General features: G+C 54.7%; 11 protein-coding genes and 1 pseudogene. 6 read left to right on the top strand and 6 right to left on the bottom strand.

Annotated features, from left to right (window positions below):
* Positions 1–150 precede the first annotated feature (150 nt).
* The 3 genes from Fuma_RS07805 to Fuma_RS07790 all read left to right on the top strand — a co-directional run bounded on the left by Fuma_RS07805 (position 151) and on the right by Fuma_RS07790 (position 3,266).
* Positions 151–1,170 (top strand): DUF1559 domain-containing protein, encoded by a 1,020-nt coding sequence (locus Fuma_RS07805; RefSeq protein WP_077023628.1) that lies wholly within the window; start codon positions 151–153, stop codon positions 1,168–1,170.
* 66 nt (positions 1,171–1,236) lie between these two features.
* Positions 1,237–2,370 carry an ISAs1 family transposase gene (locus tag Fuma_RS07800; RefSeq protein ID WP_414655205.1) on the top strand — a complete coding sequence of 378 codons (1,134 nt, stop codon included), beginning with the start codon at positions 1,237–1,239 and terminating at the stop codon, positions 2,368–2,370.
* 644 nt (positions 2,371–3,014) lie between these two features.
* Positions 3,015–3,266 (top strand): hypothetical protein, encoded by a 252-nt coding sequence (locus tag Fuma_RS07790; RefSeq protein ID WP_077023625.1) that lies wholly within the window; start codon positions 3,015–3,017, stop codon positions 3,264–3,266.
* Positions 3,267–4,471: 1,205 nt separating this feature from the next.
* Here Fuma_RS07790 and Fuma_RS07780 read toward each other — a convergent pair.
* The 3 genes from Fuma_RS07780 to Fuma_RS07770 form a co-directional block, all read right to left on the bottom strand.
* Positions 4,472–5,644 (bottom strand): ISAs1 family transposase, encoded by a 1,173-nt coding sequence (locus tag Fuma_RS07780; protein WP_077022421.1) that lies wholly within the window; start codon positions 5,642–5,644, stop codon positions 4,472–4,474.
* Between the two features lie 194 nt (positions 5,645–5,838).
* Entirely contained in the window at positions 5,839–6,966 is a 1,128-nt protein-coding gene (locus Fuma_RS34120; protein ID WP_083731884.1) for an ISKra4 family transposase, read from the bottom strand.
* The gene (locus Fuma_RS07770; RefSeq protein ID WP_077023623.1) at positions 6,963–7,277 is read right to left on the bottom strand and encodes a hypothetical protein; all 315 of its coding nucleotides are present in this window, start codon (positions 7,275–7,277) and stop codon (positions 6,963–6,965) included. The genes Fuma_RS34120 and Fuma_RS07770 overlap by 4 nt, the downstream gene beginning before the upstream one ends.
* A 270-nt stretch (positions 7,278–7,547) precedes the next feature.
* Between Fuma_RS07770 and Fuma_RS07765 the strand changes: the two genes are divergently transcribed.
* On the top strand, positions 7,548–7,766 hold the full coding sequence (locus Fuma_RS07765) for a transposase (RefSeq protein ID WP_083731883.1): 219 nt from the start codon (positions 7,548–7,550) through the stop codon (positions 7,764–7,766).
* A 32-nt stretch (positions 7,767–7,798) separates the two neighbouring features.
* Positions 7,799–8,515: pseudogene (locus Fuma_RS36800) on the top strand (IS3 family transposase); the annotation flags it as partial.
* A gap of 45 nt (positions 8,516–8,560) precedes the next feature.
* Here the strand turns inward: Fuma_RS36800 and Fuma_RS07755 are convergent.
* Positions 8,561–10,654 carry a recombinase family protein gene (locus tag Fuma_RS07755; protein WP_077023621.1) on the bottom strand — a complete coding sequence of 698 codons (2,094 nt, stop codon included), beginning with the start codon at positions 10,652–10,654 and terminating at the stop codon, positions 8,561–8,563.
* Positions 10,647–10,826 carry a hypothetical protein gene (locus tag Fuma_RS07750; protein WP_145943985.1) on the bottom strand — a complete coding sequence of 60 codons (180 nt, stop codon included), beginning with the start codon at positions 10,824–10,826 and terminating at the stop codon, positions 10,647–10,649. The genes Fuma_RS07755 and Fuma_RS07750 overlap by 8 nt, the downstream gene beginning before the upstream one ends.
* A gap of 912 nt (positions 10,827–11,738) precedes the next feature.
* Between Fuma_RS07750 and ltrA (Fuma_RS07745) the strand changes: the two genes are divergently transcribed.
* Positions 11,739–13,424, top strand: coding sequence for a group II intron reverse transcriptase/maturase (gene ltrA / locus Fuma_RS07745; protein ID WP_218922201.1), 1,686 nt, complete (start codon positions 11,739–11,741; stop codon positions 13,422–13,424).
* Between the two features lie 181 nt (positions 13,425–13,605).
* On the opposite strand, the gene ltrA (Fuma_RS07740) is transcribed toward ltrA (Fuma_RS07745), so the two are convergent.
* A complete protein-coding gene (gene ltrA / locus Fuma_RS07740; protein ID WP_218922198.1) occupies positions 13,606–15,033 on the bottom strand; it encodes a group II intron reverse transcriptase/maturase in 1,428 nt (475 codons plus the stop codon).
* Positions 15,034–15,851: the final 818 nt, after the last annotated feature.

Here is a 15,851-nt window from a genome sequence, read left to right as displayed (position 1 = left end):
TACGGCGGCTTCGTGGCATTCGAATATTTCGATGCTCGTGCCCCGATTTGTCGCGGCCGCAAACTGGTGGCTCATCACGCGGAGCGATGACGGCTATAAGGCTGGAAATGCGTCAATTTCGAACAGGGTAACTTTGAGGGGAGAGGCCGTATGTATGAATTTCCTCCCGACCAGACCAACTGGTGGCCACTGCTTCTGTTCTTGTTCGCGATTACCATCGCCGTATCGATCGCGATTTTTCGGGCAGGTTGGGCCGTGCTCTGGGAATTCACGTTCGCTGTGGTCACCGGGGTGTTCCTTATAATCGTGGTCATGACCTTATCCCCCGTTGGCGCAATAAGAATCGACAATTTCACATTCGCGTTCCTGCTGATTGCTTTGCCGTCGTCCGTGTGCCTTCATATCAGAGCCGTCTATCGAGAGCGTGGGTACGGCAAAGGTGTGGTCGTCGGCGCTATCGGTGGCTGGGCGACCCTTCTGGTCACAATTGTTGGTTTGACAATTGCAACCAACGAAGGAGCTCATGAAGCCTCCCGGCGAACGCAGTGCAAAAACAATCTCAAGCAGATTGCACTCGGATTCCACAACTACCACGACGCACACAAACATTTCCCCGCAGCGGCGGGGGGAGATCCGCCCATTTCGTGGCGTGTCCTATTGCTAAGCCAGATTCACGATGAGGCACATCTGGAAGACAAATATGACCAGCATGCCACTTGGGATTCTGACGTCAATCGGCCCATTCAGAAGGAAGAATGCCAGACCTTCATTTGCCCAAGTCGACCGGATTCCGTGGATCCGCAGGGCCGATTTCTCACGTCCTATCTCGCGCCGACTGGCCCCGGCACCGCGTTCAACGGGCCGGACGGAATTCCGATCTCGGCGATCAAAGACGGCAGTTCAAACTCACTGATGGTGCTGGAAGCGTGCGGCAGCAACGTCATCTGGACGGAACCTCGCGATCAGCCTGTGAGCACCGCAACGATGGACATCAACGGCCCCGGTCCGCAGCCGGGTCGGTCAGATAGCTTGGCGTCTTCGTATCACAGCGACGGAGCACAAGTCGCGCTGGCTGACGGTTCAGTGCGTTTCGTCAGCGAATCGACCGACGCCCGCGTCCTGCGAGCGTTATTGTCGATTGATGGCGGCGAAGAGCTATCGGACTGGTGATCGCGACACTTTAGCAAACCGCCATGGCGGAGTGCGAATCGTAGCCGATGGTTTGGCGGTACTTACATTCGGCGACCAGCATTTGTTTCACCATTTCGGCAGACACAGTGCATAGATTCACGTTCGCCAAGGCGCGGTGAGCCTGTCTATCCGCTTCAAAATATTCTGTTCATTGCAGTCTGTGCTGTGATCAGTGGCGCGGATGATTTTGTCGCGATTGCGAAGTTTGGCAGAACGAAACGAGATTGGTTTGCGAAGTATCTCGATCTGTCCGCAGGGATTCCGTCGCACGATCGTTTCAACGCCATCCTCGCTCTGATTCGTCCTGCAGAATTTGAAAAGTGCTTACTGAATTGGATCACTTCTCTGCAGAAAATCAGTGACGGACAAATCATCGCGATCGATGGTAAGACACTCCGTCGCAGCTATGACAAAGCCAGTGGCAAGTCGGCCATCCACATGGTCAGTGCATGGGCCACAGCCAATCATATCAGTCTCGGGCAAGTCGTCGTCGATGCGAAGAGTAATGAGATTACGGCGATTCCCAAACTGCTGGAATTGATCGAGGTTTCCGGTGCTTTAGTGACGATTGACGCCATGGGTTGCCAAACGGAAATCGCGTCGAAGATTGTCGACGCAGAGGCGGACTATTGTCTTGCCGCGAAAGGCAATCAGCCCACGCTACACGCAGGTCTTGTCGCGTTCTTCGCCGACCATTTGGAAGATGACTTTGCACGCTGTCCGGTGCGACGATTTGAAACGAAAGAAAACACCGGCGGCCGCGAAGATTTGCGACAGTATCTGATCTGTCGTGCGCCGGAGGATCTTCCGGACGCACATCGCTGGAAGAACCTGAAGGCGATCGGGATCGCGATCAACAACACTCTCCGCGACGGCAAAATGTGCATCGGCATCCGCTATTACATTTTAAGCCGTTATGTCTCCGGCCGTCGTTTCGCCGAAGCTGTGCGGAGCCATTGGGGTGTCGAGAACAATTTGCATTGGCAACTGGACGTCACTTTCCAGGAAGATCAATCGAGGATCCGTAAACGCCACGCAGACATGAACTTCAGCATCCTTCGCCGCACGGCGTTGAGTCTCCTGAAAAACGAATCCACAGCCAGGGTGGGGATCAAAAACAAAAGACTCAACGCTGCCTGGGATGAGACATACCTCGCGAAAGTCCTGTTCGGCAAATGACTTAGCGTGCAATCCCCCTGGCAAGCGGTGATATGCGATCATCGCCCCGCTGGCGAGTCGAGAATCGATTCGACAGAACCAACGCATGTATGGGAGCGGCGGTGGCCAGCGCCTTTTTGAATCAACGTCAAATCCCGCCGCCCGGTGGTGCGGGTCGTGAATTGTCAAAACGTCGGCATTTGTTCCGAGCTGTCGGAGCATCTCTGTTGTTTCTGCGTCGCTGCTCGGCTGATGGCTGGCGGAGTTTTGGTCGCTCACGAAAACGGAGTGGGCATGTTCGTCCTGAGCGAATGTGTCATCGGAAATATTGCTGCGGTTCTATTTGGCTACGGAGGCCAGTTGGCGCTGCCTGCAAGTCACGGATGAATTGCTACGGTCCTCGCCTTCACGTTTCTCGAAATTCCCGGAGCTTCCGGGGCGGCGAATCTTAGGGCTTCCATTCAGGCCGCCGCCATGTAAAATTAAAGGCGTCCCTGCGGTGCCACTGGCGGCAACGCAGGAGAACCAATTAGCCGTTGCATCAACCCGAGTCGTGGTCGGGCCGTCTTCAAGTTTTCGAGCCGCTCGCCGCACGCGGACTAAGCAGGTCGTTCGTCGGGCTGTTTGCTGGTTGGACAGGTGGACATTAGCAAAGGAGATTCGCCATGCGTATTACACAGCCACTCGGCCGCAGACTCAGTTCAGACCGCTTCGATGCGGGAATGGGCCAGCTGGCAAGCTGGTGTGTGTCTATCCTCATGCTTGCGTTGGGATTTCTTAAGTTGGCAGCGCTGCCGTTGACTGAGACGGAGTTGTTCTTTGGTGTTTTGCTCGTCCTCGCCGTCGCACTATTGACCTGGAACGTGGGCATGCTCGTGCGCATTGAAAGCAATACCCGGAACCCGAATCGCGAGTAGATGGTTTGGCAATACCGCTCCTTAAACGGGGTTTCTTGCAGCTCACCGCCAGCGTTCTATAACAGCTGTTGCCTTACGATCGTAGCACGATGTCGGGGGCATTCCGTGCTGTCGGAGCATCGCCCAGTTGTTTGTACGTGGCTGCTCGGCTGATGGGCTGCGGAGTTTGGGTGGCTGGCGAAACCGGAGTTGGTGTGCTTATCTGGAGCCAATGATTCATCGGAAATAATGCTGCGGTTTCATTTGGTTACGGTGGCCGGTTGGCGCTGCCTGCGAGTGACGGATGAATTGCTACGGTCCTCGCCTTCGCGTTTCTTCAGATTCCCGGAACTCCCGCTTCCCGACAGTTGAAATTCGGGGCTTCCATTAAGGTCGCGGCCCACTAAACTTAAGGGCGTGCATGCGTCGCCAATGACTGCGGCTCTGCACAACCAATTAACCATTGTGTCAACCCGAGTTGTGGTCGGGCCGATTCCAAATTTTCACGCCGCCCGCCACCTCTGGGTTACGCAGGTCGTTATGTGGCAGAACCTTGCTTGATCCTCCAGTCAATTCGTCAAACTTTCTGGCCGCCGCTAAGACGGCGTCAGACGACGAATTGATCCGGCTGTGGCAGCGACCATCCCACATTCAGTACTTTCGCAGAGTCACCGACAAACACACCGATGCCGCCTTTCAAGTCCTCGCGAAATGGGGGCACTCACGACACACCGAATTGACCGAAGGATTCACTACCGCTGTAGCCGGCGCGGCCACCACTGTTGTCAAGGCAATTCGCGATGACTGCCATCGCAAGGTTGAACTGATTCGGCAACTAGCGTCCTTCTTCCAGGTCGAAAATGGAATTGTCGCATTTTGCGTCATGCGAACGTTCGAGGGTTTTTTGCCTAGACAGCAGATCTTCATTGTTGACCAATTGATCCGTGTCTGTGTCCAATCGTCTCCACCATCAATTCCGATCTGTATGTCAATTCCTGGCTTTGCTTTCAAGTTACTCTTCGATCTCGACCCACAGTTTAAATATTGGCCCCAATTGTCTGTGGCACGTGATCAATGTATTCTAGGTTGCAATGGTTGGGCGTCGGGCAATGGTGTCCGTTCTGACCATTACAGTTCAGTCAGCAACCAGATATCACGATACCTTAACAGCGCCACATAATTCGGGTGAGTGGCACCGTCGCCGGTAACCCCAGGGCCAGCGCATACTAAGTTGTTTTGCCGGTAAGGATTTGCATCAAATAGTCAATGTTCCATCCGGCCATTCTTCTTTTCATGACGTTGCTTTGTTTGCCAGGATGTTTCTTGATGAGGCTGAGTGTGAGTCGTCTGAGCCATGACAAATTGTTCGCGAAGATTCGGTTTCGGACTCGACTCTCATCCTCGCGGTAGGTCATGTCGAGACTCCAGTGCAGCGTGTTTTCTATGGCCCAGTGACCACGAACCGTTGTTGCGAACAGCTCGCCTTTGCGACGCAGACTGCTGATGTAGTAGCGAACGTCAGAATGATGAATGCCGTCCTGCTCGTACATTCGGATCGCCGTTCCGATGGTCTTGAGTCCGGCCCATTTGTGGCCCACGTCAAAATCGACAGGCACGGTCGCCTGATAGTAGATTCTCTGTTCCTGCCGACCGTGTCCCTTCTCTGTTTCTTCATAGCGACTGACGGGACAGCGAGCGAAGTCATCCTCCAGGTGATCGAGAAAAAACTTCTGCACGACCTCATAGAGTTTCGGTTGGTTGCCTTTCAGGGCTAACACATAGTCTGCATTGCCAGACACGATCTGCTGCGCAATGTTTTTTTGACAACCCGCTGCGTCAATCGTAATGATCGCCTCATCGATATTGATTTCGTTCAGTAATTTCGGGATCGCGGTGATCTCGTTCGACTTCTCTTCCGTCGCCACCTGTCCCAGAGAAATCCCCTGATCAGAAGCCCACGCACTCACGATGAACAACGCACCCAGCCCATTCTTTTTGTCATGTGATCGACGGAGTGCTTTGCCATCAATCGCAATCTGTTTTCTGTAGCCTTCTTTCTGTTCGTCGGAAAGTCCTTCCAGCGATTCAATCCATTGCACGAAGCACGCTTGAAAGTCGTTCGGCTTCAGGAGAGAAAGGACGCGCCGGTACGTATCTTTTTTCGGAATGCCATGCGGAAGTGCCAGGTGTTTCTGCAGGCCATCGGCATTCAGTCGCGCCCATTCCGCAATCGCACTGGGGCCGTCGGCGTTGGCCAGCACTCCGCAAATGGCGATCACAATCACATCACCAAGCAGATGCAGACGATTGATGTTGGAACGCGGGTCTTTCAGTTGATCAAAGTAATGAACAATGTTTCCTGTCAGCTCCTGGGTGACCGCCAGTTCAACTGTCGACATCTCTTGTCCTCTCCTCGTGAAGTCCGATGTTACGACACGAAAAGACTAACCAATACTCACTTGTCGCGCCAGCCTAAATTGCCCAAAGTGCGCGCTGGCCCTGCCGGTAACCCTCCCCGCACCACCTCGCATGTGCGTCTGCATCAGGCAGTTCCTCGATTTGGGGTAGTGTGTGCATCCGAAAAGTAGGTGGATTATGTTTTGGCGTAGGCTTGCCAGTAGAGTGTCCAGATTTTGGGTTCGCTTTTGTAGAGTGCTCTGAGCTGGCAAAGGGGCGTGGTTCCGTAGGGTCGCCAGCGCATGCCGGAACATTTCAGGCGGGCTCCGACGATGTTCTTGCACGAGGATTCCACTTTTCCCGAACCAATCTGCCAGCCATTGCGAATGTAATCCGGGTAGTCCATGCGATGCTGATTGGAACGCAGATAGTTGAGCAGCAATTGGTGCTGCTCGGTCACGGGCGGTAAACGATCCGTCAGATCCAGACTCTGCAACTGCCGGATCAGTGACAGCCCACCATGTTCTTTGAGATGCTGGCACCACAGTTCCACCTGGTTGTGACGCATGGTTTCGTCGGAAACGAAGATGTTGGCAAACTCCTGAAGGTGTTCGGAGGCATGCCAGAAGTCCAGAATGAACACGACTTCTCTCGCCATTCCGCTTACCACGTTGGTCAGACAATTTTCCAGACCGTTGCCTCCATCAGACAAACCAATCACAACGTCGGCATGTTTCAGTCCGACCGACCGACATTCGTTTCGCAACTGCTGGCCGATTTCTTCGAGACTCATCAAACCCGACACACCGCGAGATTCTGCACAATGACGTCGGCGCCGGTCACGCCGGTGCGGATTCATCGGCAGCGGATTGAAAACCACGCCGACCCACGGCATGCGGCCTTCCGCGCGTTCGGCATGCGGCCCCTGTTGTCGCACACCGGTGGCATCCAGTTCAACGTATGCGACTTTGCGGCCCGTTGCGTCACGATGCCAGTCCCAGACTTCGTCGTCCGCAAACGTCTCTCCACAATCGCGACGCTCGGCTACATCCGCGCCGACCGCTTCGGTGGTGCGTTGAACGGTGGATGCCGAAACATTCATTCCCGTCAGGCGAGGAAGCGTTTTGCGAGCTCCTTCCTCGAACGGTTCGAGAAGTCCCATCAAGGAAATCACTTCGCTCGCACCAACGGTCTGATGATCGGCGATGCGGAAGTCCATGTCCGTGGGAAGGTGGCCGTGATGGCAGGCCAAGCAGTGATAATACGCTCGCTCATAGATCGCCGAACCCAGCAAAGTCGTGACGTGGCAGGGCCGATAGTTCACGAATCTAGCATCGCCTTCGCACTCCGGGCAGACGATACTCGAACCTTGGTACCCGCTTTCGCAAATTTGCGAACAGGCGAACACAGTTTCCGCTCAGTAAGAGCGGCATCAAAACCTTCAGCCCCCAGCTGATGCACGGCATCACGGATCAGGAATTCGGTCTCCCCGAACAATTCTCGATTTGCCCGGCTCGCCAGCAGCCTGGAAATATAGTCCACCACCACGGCCGACTTGGCCGCCAGAATATCGCGAATTCGTTCCGCTTCGTCCGCCTGCTCCTCTGTCAATTCAATCGTCGGCAACTCTCGCATCGCTGCACCCTCCCTGGGAAATCATATCGGCTCACGCCACTGCTCCATTATTCGCAACTTCCCACCTACTTTCCAGATGCACACACTTCGGGGTAAGGTGACCCGTGTGTTGCTTGAGCTCAAGCCGTCTGTGTGGCATGCTCCCCTTGAACAGGTCCATCACTATGAGAGTCTACTGACGAAATAATTCTCAGGAGACTCAGAATGTCGAAGAAACGTAAACGTCACACTCCGGAATAGATTGTTCGGAAGCTTCGCGATGCGGACGCGATGCTGACGAGCGGCAAGTCGCTCGGTGAAGTTGTTCAATCGCTGGCTGTCAGTGAAGCGACGTATCATCGCTGGCGTCAGCAGTATGGCGGGATGAAGGCGGAGGAAGCGAAGCGTCTGAAGGAGCTGGAAGTTGAGAACGCTCGGCTGAAGAAGCTGCTTGCGGAAGCGGAACTCGACAAGGCGATGTTGAAGGAGATCGCGGAGGGAAACTTCTGACGGTCTCTCGGAAACGCGAGGCCGTCAAACATGTGCAGGAGAAGTTCGCTGTTTCGGAACGTCACGCGTGCCGAACGGTTGGTCAGCATCGTTCGGTTCATCGTCGTGAACCCGTTGTTCGGGATGACGAAGCGGCACTGGTAAAGCGGATGCTGGAACTGGTTCGCGAACATCCGCGATTTGGTTATCGGCGTATCTGTCGTTTACTTCGTCGCGAAGAATTCGTGGTGAATAGGAAGCGAGTGTATCGTCTTTGGCGTCGCGAAGGGTTGAAAGTTCGTCGACGAACGAAGAAGCGGCGTGGCACTGGCGGCAGCAAAAACGCTTGTCATGTTCACCGATCGCGGGGAAAGAACGACGTATGGGCGTGGGATTTTGTGTTTGACTACACAACGAATGGAACTCAGTTGAAGTGGCTGACCGTTGTTGACGAATTCACTCGGGAGTGCGTTGCGTTGAAAGTTTCTCGCAGTATCAAAGCCGACGACGTGATCGACACGCTGTGTGAATTGATCGCTGCTCGCGGTGTGCCCAATCACATTCGCAGCGACAACGGCCCAGAGTTTATCGCGAAGGCGATTGGTAAATGGCTGAACAAAACAGGCGTCTCGGCGCTGTACGTCGAGCCGGGATCGCCGTGGCAGAACGGGTATTCCGAGAGTTTCAATTCGAAGCTTCGCGATGAATTTCTGAACGTGGAAGAGTTTGAAAGTGTTCGCGATGCCGTACAGATGACGAAGAACTTTCAACGTCAGTACAACTGTGTTTCATTATGCACCTTTGTTCTATTTGAGTTAAAACTCAAGGGATTGCTGTTTGGGATCTGGTACCGCGGGGTTGCGGTTTCGAGTTTTTGCCTTCCGGACAACGGCCTTTGCCGCTGGCGTCTCCAGTTCGCTGCGATTGATGATCCACGGTCCGTCCGGAAGCGGGTGTTGACCTTTGATATCGGCTCGTTCAATCGCCAGTCTGAGTGTCCGCGTGCTGATGCCAAGATGTTTTGCGCTGTCGGTTAGGTTCATCCAGCCTTGATCAGATTGAGCCTGTGCAGTCCAGCGGGCAATCTTGTGGTAGTTCCGCATCGATGTGACCCGCTCTCGAGTCCACCGGTTTCCTCGTCCCGTTGGTAACCCGTTGCGGTTGAGCAGTCCGGCGATGAGATCGTCGGAACAGATTCGTGCGAGTGACCGGACAGCATCGACGGCCTCTGCTGACGTGGCTGTCGTGGCTGTCGTGGCTGTCGATTTTCCGCGACGACGGCGGGGAAGTCGCAGTTCGGTATGCACACCACCAACCCAGTGGATTGTAAGAATGACTTCGCTCACGTCGTTGTCGACATCCGCAACGATATCGCGGATCAGAGTCCGAACGATGCGTTTCTTGATTCGAATGTCAGCATCAGGATTGTTCCAGACTGCGTCAAGGTCAGCCACGACTGCCATCAGACCCTGCAAATCAGGATCGTCGATTGAAGATCTGTCATTTCGCTGCTGATCGATCCGTGCTTCGACGTCGCTGACGTGTTGCATCGACGCATTCCATCTTCGTTCCAGTTCCTCGGTGACAAGTCGATTTTCCGGGTCAGCTGCATCGAATTGACGTTGTGCACGCGATGCTTCATAACGAGCAGACTTAAGTTCCCCTTCCAGTGCCTGAAGGATTTCGTTGTCACGTTCGGTTGTTTTCTGGTGAGCGAGCATGGCGGCCTCTTGAGCGGCAGGAGCAACAACACGGAATATCTGTTCTGCAACGGCGATGTCAACGGACGTGGCACCGAATGCGATGCACTTGGCTTCGCCATTGTCCAGATACCCTCGGTGGCAGCAGTAACGTGGCACTTTCGCTCCGACTCCGCTGTACGCGACGGCCAGTCGCCGTCCACATTGCTGACAGCCCAGCATTCCCGACAACAGTGCCGAACCTTTTCGAGCAGCGCCTCGCCCGGAACGCAGATTGTTTGACGAAATCAAATCCTGCAATCGTTCGAACTCCTCCCACGATACATAGCCTTCGTGATGTTCGGGAATCAATGCGATCCATTCTTCGCGACTGCGCCGCCGTGTTTTTGAATCAACGAATCCACCTTCATACGATGGCTGATGTTCGGTTCGGCCATACGCATACGCCCCACCGTACACCGGATGAGTCAGGATCTGGTACACCATCCCGTATGTCGGACGCTTCCACTTCAGGACTCCGGCTTTGTCTCGTGTCGGCATCTGCAGATCTTCTTCCAGAAGCCACATCAAAGCTTGCCGTGCACTCCCCAGTTCGAAGCACTTGCGAAACACCAGATTGATCATCTGTTGCACGCGAGTATTCGGGTCTTTCTCAATGCGCTGATCTTTGCCTCGAGTCGTTCCCGTTTTCAGATATCCGACCGGTGCCGAAATGATCAGTTCTCCTCGGCGCGCCTTTTCACGCCGAGCTTCTACGGATCGCTGACGAAGGAGGTCCAGCTCGTATTCGTTCAAACTTCCTTTCAGTCCCAGCAACAGTCGGTCATTGCTCCGGCGAGGAGCGTAGACCGTTTCCTGATCGATCAATAACGTGTCCACGACTCGACACACTTCAACCAGTTGCTGCCATTCACGACTGTTGCGAGCAAACCGCGACACCTCTCGTGCAGCAACGGCCCCGATCTTCCCGAGGCACACATCGGCGACCATGCGTTCAAATCCCGATCGAACAACGCTGCCGGACGCGCTGCGCCCCAGATCTTCATCGATGACTTCAATGTCTTTCCATCCCAGTGAACGCATCCGTTGCTGCATGGCATACTGCAGCCTGCGGCTTTCTTCGTTGTGAAGCACCTGAAACGGCGACGACTGACGAATGTAAAGAACGGCTTTCCGCTGAAGATGGATGGCTTCAATCTTTTCACTCATCTTCGGACTCCTTTCCGCTGTTGAGATTTTCAGCATGATGACGAACGAGTTCCGCCAGATATCGGGTCGCTTCTTCCCGAGTCTCGCTGGGCAGATCACTCCATCGCGGCCGGGGCGGACTCACTTCAAACAGATCAAGCTGTGTTGTCGGTTTCGTTCTGGGTTGTGGCATCAGCATCTCCCTGAGAAGATTGGAAATGCTGAACATCTATCAGAAACTCATCGCCCGCTGTGGCGTCCCGCAGCAGTGCTGAAAGATTCAATAGTGCTGATATTGAAACGCAGGGTTCGTCGCGTAGCTGCATGACGCAGCATACAGACTGATTCAACATCCACTGCGGAACTTCACGAAACTTTCCGTCCGTCACGTCGGCAGGACGACACAAATAGACAGCTCCGCGATCACGACGTACGATCGCTCGATCAATCGTGACGGGCTGATCAAACCAAGGGTGCCATCGATACCGAACTACTGCCTCGGTAACATGGCTATCGGTACGTGAGGTTGTATAACCGAGTGCGACGCCATTCAGCTCTTGATGGAATGAATCCGGAACAGTTCGAGCAGCAGGGATAGCCGTTTTAAGTTGGTGAAGTTCCCTCGAACCTCACCAACAAAAGCAAGGAGCCGGATTTGCCTTCCTCTCCGCTCGGTCATCGATTCGTGGCAAGTATGAACGAACCGACGACCGGCTCCGACGAAGGCAAATCCTCACACACCATTTTCCCGAGACAGAATGCCTGTCTCAAACAACCTTAACAAGCGCCCACTAAACTTACGGAAGTTCAAACGCGCAGTTTCGATTTGAAGTCAGCTAACAAGGACACGGCAGAAATCGGGTAAGAGCCACCGTTTCCGGTGACCCTCCCCACACCACCTGACATGCGGGTCCGGAGCGAACTGGAAATGGTTTATTGACAAGCGGGTGCGAATCCCGTCCGGGTAACTCTTAGCCTGAGGCCCGGTATCGAGTGTTGCAGCGTCACTGGTAACAGTTGCGTTGAAGCGTACACAGAAAGGTAGTGAGGACGAATGGACTGGGCTGGCCGCCCAAACCGTGAATGGTATTGAGCCCCGAAATGCATGTTTTCTCGGTATCTGCCCAGGCATTCGGACCTGCTAAAGGCAACACTGAGTTTCGCGTTTTGGCGAGCGAAGCTCGGAGACCCGGGGTCGAAGGCCACGATCGCGCTACACATGATGCCAATGAAGCAACCAGTGAGATCCCAGCTGTTCTTGTTCGACGTGACGTCCAATCACGACGAAACGAGTATGCACGTACAAGCTGAAAAGGCAAGGAGTGCAGACGACTCTGGGAAGTCGGATGGCGGCATAGTACCGTTGAAGCGCGAAGACCAATCGCGTGAATTGAAGCCCGGTAATGCGGGTGCAGGGAAGGCCGCCAGGCCATCACGCGACTCCAGCGATACACCGACCGCACTCAGTGGCGGATCACCGGTGCTTGATCGACTGGATCGCATCACCCAACGCGCGGAAACGTACTCTGAAGAGGCGTTTAACAACCTCTTTTCGCTGCTCAATTACGAGTTGCTGTGGTATGCGTTTCGCAAGCTCAAGCGAGGCAAGGCACCCGGAGTCGACGGTGTCACGGTGGATCAATACGAGTCGAATCTGCGGGACAACCTGCACGACCTGTTAACCAGATTACACCGTGGTGCGTATCGGCCTCAGCCCAGTCTTCGTCGTGACATTCCGAAAGGGAATGGCAAGACCAGACCGCTGGGTATCGCCAGTGTGGAAGACAAGATCGTACAACGTGCGGTCGTGATGATTCTGGAACGGATCTACGAAGTCGACTTCTGTGAGACTTCCTATGGTTTCCGTCCGGGACGGTCATGCCACCAGGCTTTAAGTGTGCACGGTCAAACCATCGCGACCCGGAAAGTGAGCTGGATTTCGGACGCGGATATCCGTGGCTTCTTCGATAACGTTTGTCATGAACGTTTGCTCGAACTGCTACAAAAGCGGATTTCCGATCCGAAGCTATTGGCCCTGATCCAGCGCTTTCTGAAGTCCGGTGTGATGATCGAAGGTCGTCGCCGTAACACTGACGAAGGTGTTCCGCAAGGCTCGGTTCTTTCACCGTTATTAGCGAACGTGTATTTGCATTACGTCCTGGACCAATGGTTCGACCGGGATGTGCAGCCGCGTATGCGAGGTGAATCGTACATTGTCCGCTTCGCGGACGACTTCATTTGTGCGTTCGAACTGGAGTCTGACGCGAGACGCTTTCAGGATGTGCTACCGAAGCGACTGGCCCGATACTCGCTGGAGCTGGCCGAAGAGAAGACTAAACTGCTGCGGTTCGGCCGCTTTGCGAGACGCGATTGCCAGCGTCTTGGCGAAGGGGCTCCCGCGACGTTCGACTTCCTCGGCTTCACTCATTACTGCGGCCTGAGTCGTGCGGGAAAGTTCAAGCCGAAACGGAAGACAGCCAGTAAGAAATACCGAGCTAAGGTAGGCGATCTGAAGCATTGGTTCCGACGGAATCTGACGACACCTTTGTCCGAAGTCTGGGCGAAGTTGAATGCGAAGCTGCGTGGCCATTATCAGTACTATGGAATCAATGACAATTGGTCCCAACTGATGAAATTCCGCCAGGCAGCAAAGCAGCTGGCCTTCCGCTGGCTCAATCGTCGTTCGCAGAGGAAGTCAAAGACCTGGCCTCAGTTCGATGCGTACATAGCTCGCTTTCCCCTGGCATCTCCTTCGAAGCTGACTGACCTGATTGCGATACAGCCAAAGTGATGACCGGGTGACAAGTGATGGTCGGGAGCCGGATGCGTTAACGGCGCACGTCCGGTTCTGAGAGGGGTTGAGCGTACAATCGGACACGGATAAAATATTGTGACACCACCAGAGGAAACGGGTGGCCAACAGGGAACACAAACCGCATCCTAAACCCGAAAGACGCCATCCTACTCGCCCATCAGGCGGTTCGACGAAGTGGAGCCAGTTCGTTCCAGAGGTGTTTCAGGCTTAATAGACCCAATTCCACGAGCAGCGCGTTCGTAAAGCCCACACCGCTGGCGATGGTCTTGGCCATGTGCCAGTAGCTCTTGCGACTTTTCGCATGACGAATCGCCTGTCGACGGGGAACCCCTAAACGCACGAGTTCTCGGCTGCGTGTGCGAGCGTGTCGCCACCGCTTCCAGAAGCACATGCGTATCCGACGACGGATCCACTGGTCGAGCCTATCGAACAGTTTCAACTCCATCGCCAGGCAGAAGTAACCCGCCCAGCCGCGAAGATAACTTCGCAGTTCACTCAAGCGACGTTCCATCGAAACTCCCCAGCTGCGACCGGTGAGTTCTCGAATGCGACGCTTGAAACGCTGAAGCGATTTGTCACTCAGCCTGATCCGAAAGTAGCGACCGCGAACACAGAACCCAAGAAACTCAAGTTCCTGCCACGGCACCACTTTGCTCTTCGTTTCGTTAACAACAAGACGAAGACGTTCGGTCAGAAAACGCTGCACCGATCGGAACACTCGACGCGCGGCACGTTCAGACTTCGTGAAGATCACGAAGTCGTCAGCGTAACGCACGAACGGCAGACCGCGTTGTTCCAGTTCCTTGTCCAGATCATCCAGCAGGATGTTGGCAAGTAGCGGAGACAGCGGGCCACCTTGTGGCGTTCCTTCGGTACTCGGTTGCAGTTCGCCGTCCACGATCACGCCCGCTCGCAGGTAACGGCCGATCAGTTTCAGCAGCAGTGAATCCGAAACGCGAAGAGCGATTCGGTTCATCAGCACGTCGTGGTTGACTCGATCAAAGAATTTTGAAAGGTCCATATCCACCACGAACTTGCCGCCTGCCTTGATCGTCCGCTGAACCTGTTGCATGGCTCCGTGAGCGGATCGGTTGGGGCGAAACCCGTGGCTCGAATCGCTGAAGTGCGGATCGAACACGGGCGTCAGAATCTGCAGGATGGCCTGTTGAATCACGCGGTCCAGCACGTTCGGAATACCGAGCTGCCGTGTGCCGCCATCCGGCTTGTCGATGGTCACGCGTCGCACCGGTGAAGGTCGATACGTGCCGTCGAGAAGCTGTCGTCGGATGAGTTCCCAGCGTGGTCGGAACCATGTCAGAAATTCATCCAGCGTGATGCCGTCGGGGCCAGGGGCTCCGCGGTTCGACCGGACTTTCTGCCAGGCGCGTTCCATGTTGGATTCATCAACGACGGCTTCCATCATCATCTCTGGAAACAAACGTTCGACCGTGGAACCACGGTCGTTCAGGGCTGGCTGCTTGTCCGACGCCGACGCGGTCATCCCCGTTCGGGGAACTGGATTTGTCTGCCGAGCAGACCACCCACCTCGTGTCGAGTTGGTCGAAGACTCCTCCCTGGAATTCATCGTTCGGTCCTTCCTGTCGTCAGTGGTGTGTGACGAAACAGTACTACGACCTCTGCTGACTTCCGTCGATCACGAAACGTGTTGACCACGAATCGCTCTGCCTTTGAGCAAGCTCTTCTAACAGATACGAACGACGGATCTCCCTGGATAAGGCGTGTGACTTTCGCTGCACAAGCTCCGGATTTACCAATGCGGATGAACGGAGACGGTTTCGTGATGATTGGCTCACTCACCTGTCCGCACCGGCCTTGTATCCGATTTCTGTTCGTAACCTCGCAGCTTTGACGAAGATGCGACTGACGACGACTGTTGAGTGTCAGCTTAACGGCGCATTCGCAGGCTTCCTCCCCACGGTTCGTTACCTCCCCGCAGTTGCCCTCGTCTCGTACTTGATTCAAGCAGCTCAATGGATGTACCATTAATCCACAAGACCTCCATTCTCGTACAGGGGACTTGCACCCCATAAAACACACGCCATGCCAGGCGTACCAAACCGTTGCACACGGAGCCGCGGGTCGCGCGGGTTTTTGAAATCAATGTCGTTCGCCGCGGCCCGGTGAACGGTGACGTTGAACTTAACCGCTTCGTGTGCTGATCGTCTTGAGCATGTTGACTGTGCTGACTTGTTGATGGTCCTCTTTTGACGGATTTCCAGGTCTTCCGCGCTGGCCAGGTCGTGACGAAGTTCCAGGTCGCCTGGAATTTCCAGGTTGGGTGTGCGATCGCACATGGCTTCAGCGATTGTTCATAACGAAACAGGTCGCGTTGTCTGGATGCTGTGGCATTCTGTGTGAACAGCTCGCGTGTGATTTTCCATC

The organism is Fuerstiella marisgermanici, assembly GCF_001983935.1.
Taxonomy (GTDB): domain Bacteria; phylum Planctomycetota; class Planctomycetia; order Planctomycetales; family Planctomycetaceae; genus Fuerstiella; species Fuerstiella marisgermanici.
The sequence above is the reverse complement of the archived record's forward strand: the minus strand, read 5'-3'. Positions and strand labels throughout refer to the sequence as shown.

Excerpts from the sequence above, each read along its gene's own strand:
- Fuma_RS07805 (WP_077023628.1), top strand. The coding sequence starts at position 151 with ATGTATGAATTTCCTCCCGACCAGACCAACTGGTGGCCACTGCTTCTG.
- Fuma_RS07790 (WP_077023625.1), top strand. The coding sequence starts at position 3,015 with ATGCGTATTACACAGCCACTCGGCCGCAGACTCAGTTCAGACCGCTTC.
- Fuma_RS07780 (WP_077022421.1), bottom strand. The coding sequence starts at position 5,644 with ATGTCGACAGTTGAACTGGCGGTCACCCAGGAGCTGACAGGAAACATT.
- Fuma_RS07770 (WP_077023623.1), bottom strand. The coding sequence starts at position 7,277 with ATGCGAGAGTTGCCGACGATTGAATTGACAGAGGAGCAGGCGGACGAA.
- Fuma_RS07765 (WP_083731883.1), top strand. The coding sequence starts at position 7,548 with ATGCTGACGAGCGGCAAGTCGCTCGGTGAAGTTGTTCAATCGCTGGCT.
- Fuma_RS07755 (WP_077023621.1), bottom strand. The coding sequence starts at position 10,654 with ATGAGTGAAAAGATTGAAGCCATCCATCTTCAGCGGAAAGCCGTTCTT.
- Fuma_RS07750 (WP_145943985.1), bottom strand. The coding sequence starts at position 10,826 with ATGCCACAACCCAGAACGAAACCGACAACACAGCTTGATCTGTTTGAA.
- ltrA (WP_218922201.1), top strand. The coding sequence starts at position 11,739 with ATGTTTTCTCGGTATCTGCCCAGGCATTCGGACCTGCTAAAGGCAACA.
- ltrA (WP_218922198.1), bottom strand. The coding sequence starts at position 15,033 with ATGAATTCCAGGGAGGAGTCTTCGACCAACTCGACACGAGGTGGGTGG.